We start from the raw sequence: 3250 nt of genomic DNA on the forward strand, positions 1-3250 counted from the left end.
GATGAAGTCCTTGGCCGCCGCCGTGGCCACCTCCAGGCCCTCGATGGCCGAGAGCACCGAGATGGCCGGGGTGATCACGCCGTCGCCGTAGAGCAGCGCCGCGCCGAAGGCGGCCATGAGCATCAGGTGCGGCCAGTGCCGCCCCTTGCTGGCGGGGCCGGAGCGCAGCATGGCCAGCAGGGCGAAGATGCCGCCTTCGCCCTTGTTGTCCGCGCGCAGGATGAACACCACGTACTTGAAGCTGACCACCATGGTCAGCGACCAGAAGATCAGCGAGAGCACGCCCAGCACGTTGCCCGGCGTGACGGCCACGGCGTGTATGCCGTGGAAGCATTCCTTGACGGTGTAGAGGGGGCTGGTGCCGATGTCGCCGTAGACGATGCCCAGGGCGGCCAGGGCCAGGGACGCGGTCTCGCGCGGGGAGCAGGCCCCGTGGCCATGGGCCGGGCCGTCCCCCGGCAGGGAACAGGAAGACATGGAAACCTCCGGAAAAAGGGGCCAGGGCGGCCCCCGCGAGGCGGAGGTCTCCCCTTCGAAGCCTGCGAGGTTAGCTGACGGGCTCGGGCCGAAAGGTGCCCTACGCGTTGCCGCGATGCGCCCCTGCCGCCCGGGAGGTGAAGCTCCCGCGCGGCGTGGTGGTTCCCCCGCTCCCGCCCCGGGCGGGATTCGGCTGCATGTCCCGGCGTCTACGCCCGGGCCGGTCGGCTGTCAACGAAACGGAGGTGTCCAAGGTTTGTTTTCCGTGGTAGGGAGGAATCAAACATCGCGACGGAGGCGATTCATGAACGTGCTCATCGTCTATTATTCCATGTACGGACACATCCACGCCATGGCCCAGGCCGTGGCCGCCGGCGTGGCCGAGGTGGAGGGCGCCAGCGCCCTGATCCGCCGCGTGCCCGAGACCCTGCCCGACGAGGTTCTGTCCAAGATGGGCGCCCTGGAGGCCCAGAAAGCCCAGGCCCACGTGCCCGTGTGCACCCTGGAGGAGTTGGCCGGGGCCGATGCGATCATCTTCGGCACGCCCACGCGCTTCGGCAACATGTGCGGCCAGATGCGCCAGTTTTTGGACTCCACGGGCCAGCTGTGGATGCAGGGGGCGCTGGTGGGCAAGGCGGGCTCGGTGTTCGCCAGTTCCGCCACGCAGCACGGCGGGCAGGAGTCCACCATCCTCACCTTCCATGTCACGCTCCTGCACCAGGGCATGGTGGTGGTGGGGCTGCCCTACGCCTACCAGGGCCAGATGGGCGTGGAAGAGGTGAAGGGCGGCTCGCCCTACGGGGCCACCACCATCGCCGGGGGCGACGGCTCGCGCCTGCCCTCGGACGCCGACCTGGCCGGGGCGCGCTGGCAGGGCCGACACGTGGCCCAGATCGCCAGGAAGCTGGCCGGATAGAAGCTCGAAGGGCCGGGGGATCGCTCCCCCGGCCCGGCTGAAGGATGGTCCCCCGGCCGCTCGCGCGCTGCGCGGACGCACGGGGGAATCGCGCGTCAGGCGATCTCGTCCAGGACCTTCACGTCCATGGACTCGATGAGCTCCGGGGCGTCGGCCCGCCAGGCGGCGATGTGCTCCGTCTCCAGGTGGGACTGGAGCAGCGCCCGGCTCTCCCAGGCCTCCACGAAGACGAAGACGCGCGGGTCGTCCTGGCTTTTGTGCAGCACGTAACGGATGCAGCCCCTGTCCGCGCGCGAGGGCGCTACGAGCGCGCGCAGGCGGGCTTCCACGGCGGCCTCGCATCCGGGCCTGGCGACCACGGTGGCGACCACGGCGACGGGCTTCACGGCCGCCTCCTTACGCCCCCGCCGCGTAGGGCAGCGGCGGGTAGGAGTCCTTCACCGGGGCCAGGGCCGCGCCCATCCAGGCGATGGTCTTGCCCAGGTGGCGCATGTTGCGCATGGCCTCGTCGTCTCCGGCCACTTCGCCGGGCTCCAGGCCGTTGCCCCGGTTCCAGTAGATGGACCCGGGCACGATCATGCCCGACATCAGGTACATGTGGTTGATGGTGTCGAAGACGTGGATGGCCCCGCCCCGGCGCACGGCCACCACGGCCGCGCCGATCTTGCCGCCGAACTTCCCCCCGTTGGCCAGGGCCACCAGGCCCGCGCGGTCCAGGAGGGCCTTGAGCTCGGCGGTCACGTCGGCGAAGTAGGTGGGCGAGCCCAGAATGATGGCGTCGGCGGCCAGGAGCTTCTCCATCACCTCGTTGAAGCGGTCGTTGTCCACGGCGCAGCGCAGGTTCTTGTTCTCGAAGCACTTGTAGCAGGCCATGCAGCCGCGGATCTTGCGCCCGCCGATCTGCACGTACTCGGTGTCCCAGCCCTCTTCCCCAAGGGATTCGAGGGCCTTGCGCAACAGGATCTCGGTGTTGCCGCCCTTGCGGGGGCTGCCGTTCACGGCGACGACTTTCATGGATGCTCCTCCTCGGATGGGGGCTTGACGCCCGGTGTATGAGGCTCCTATGGTCCGTTTGCGCGTTTTGCGCAAGTACGGTCCGGATTGTACCATACTATCAGGAAGTATAGCATGAAGACTGCCATCGCGCCCTGCGCGGTCAAGGAACTGGGGGGCAAGCGCTACCGCTGCTTTTTCGAGCTGACGCTCCTGGTGATGGGCGGCAAGTGGAAGCCCATCGTGATCTACCACCTGGGACGCGCCGGGGTGATGCGCTTTTCGGAGCTGCGCCGCTCCATGGCGGGGGTCACGGAGCGGATGCTGGCGCGCCAGCTTCGCGAGCTGGAGGCCGACGGCGTCGTGACGCGCACGGTGTTCCGGGAGGTGCCCCCGCGCGTGGAGTACGCGCTCACGGACCTGGGACGGGGCCTGGTGCCCATCCTGGAGGAGCTGCGCGACTGGGGCGCGGCCTACGAGCAGGCCATGGACGCCGAGGGCCGCTTCCGGGGGCAGGGCTACGAAAACCCCGTGCCGGGCCTGCGCTCGGCGGTGTGACGGGCGCGGGGGCGTTCGGTTGCCCTGCGTCGCGGTGCCGTCAGGGGGCTTGCACGATATCGACGTTCAGGCGCGCCTTTTGCTCCCGCAGTTCGTCCCCCACGTAATAGGTCAGTAGGATGGTCACGGGGCCGGTCAGGATTCCGCTCCATCCCCGTCTACCGATGACGAAGCCCTCCGCGCCCGAAGAGGTGGTGCGAGCGAGGCGTTCCCCGTGCTCAAGCACGTCCACGCACCAGGTCTGGCAGTTGCGGATGACCTCGCTGTCCGAGCTGGTCGTTTTGGGCCAGAGGCGATGCGCGTCGC

At 69.1% G+C, this 3250-nt stretch carries 6 protein-coding genes and 1 riboswitch; of the genes, 2 read left to right on the top strand and 4 right to left on the bottom strand.

The annotated features are described in order from the left end of the window. The coding region (locus tag ACV4UX_RS18035) for a KUP/HAK/KT family potassium transporter (RefSeq protein ID WP_491594664.1) at positions 1-477 on the bottom strand (477 nt) is incomplete at its 3' end. A gap of 44 nt (positions 478-521) precedes the next feature. Beyond that, positions 522-682, bottom strand: a riboswitch (cyclic di-AMP (ydaO/yuaA leader). 99 nt (positions 683-781) lie between these two features. On the opposite strand from ACV4UX_RS18035, the gene wrbA reads away from it, so the two are divergent. Then, positions 782-1393 (top strand): NAD(P)H:quinone oxidoreductase, encoded by a 612-nt coding sequence (gene wrbA, locus ACV4UX_RS18040; protein WP_491594665.1) that lies wholly within the window; start codon positions 782-784, stop codon positions 1391-1393. Between the two features lie 95 nt (positions 1394-1488). Here the strand turns inward: wrbA and ACV4UX_RS18045 are convergent, their stop codons facing one another. Then, positions 1489-1779, bottom strand: a complete 291-nt coding sequence (locus ACV4UX_RS18045) for a putative quinol monooxygenase (RefSeq protein ID WP_491594666.1) — start codon at positions 1777-1779, stop codon at positions 1489-1491. A gap of 10 nt (positions 1780-1789) precedes the next feature. Continuing rightward, the gene (locus ACV4UX_RS18050; protein ID WP_491594667.1) at positions 1790-2407 is read right to left on the bottom strand and encodes a flavodoxin family protein; all 618 of its coding nucleotides are present in this window, start codon (positions 2405-2407) and stop codon (positions 1790-1792) included. Positions 2408-2521: 114 nt separating this feature from the next. Between ACV4UX_RS18050 and ACV4UX_RS18055 the strand changes: the two genes are divergently transcribed. Next, positions 2522-2944: a winged helix-turn-helix transcriptional regulator gene (locus ACV4UX_RS18055; RefSeq protein WP_491594668.1), complete on the top strand. Its 423-nt coding sequence runs from the start codon at positions 2522-2524 to the stop codon at positions 2942-2944. Between the two features lie 40 nt (positions 2945-2984). Here ACV4UX_RS18055 and ACV4UX_RS18060 read toward each other — a convergent pair. Then, the coding region (locus ACV4UX_RS18060) for a hypothetical protein (protein ID WP_491594669.1) at positions 2985-3250 on the bottom strand (266 nt) is incomplete at its 5' end.

The sequence above is a fragment of the Fundidesulfovibrio sp. genome, from assembly GCF_058402725.1.

Excerpts from the sequence above, each read along its gene's own strand:
- ACV4UX_RS18055 (WP_491594668.1), top strand. The coding sequence starts at position 2,522 with ATGAAGACTGCCATCGCGCCCTGCGCGGTCAAGGAACTGGGGGGCAAG.
- wrbA (WP_491594665.1), top strand. The coding sequence starts at position 782 with ATGAACGTGCTCATCGTCTATTATTCCATGTACGGACACATCCACGCC.
- ACV4UX_RS18050 (WP_491594667.1), bottom strand. The coding sequence starts at position 2,407 with ATGAAAGTCGTCGCCGTGAACGGCAGCCCCCGCAAGGGCGGCAACACC.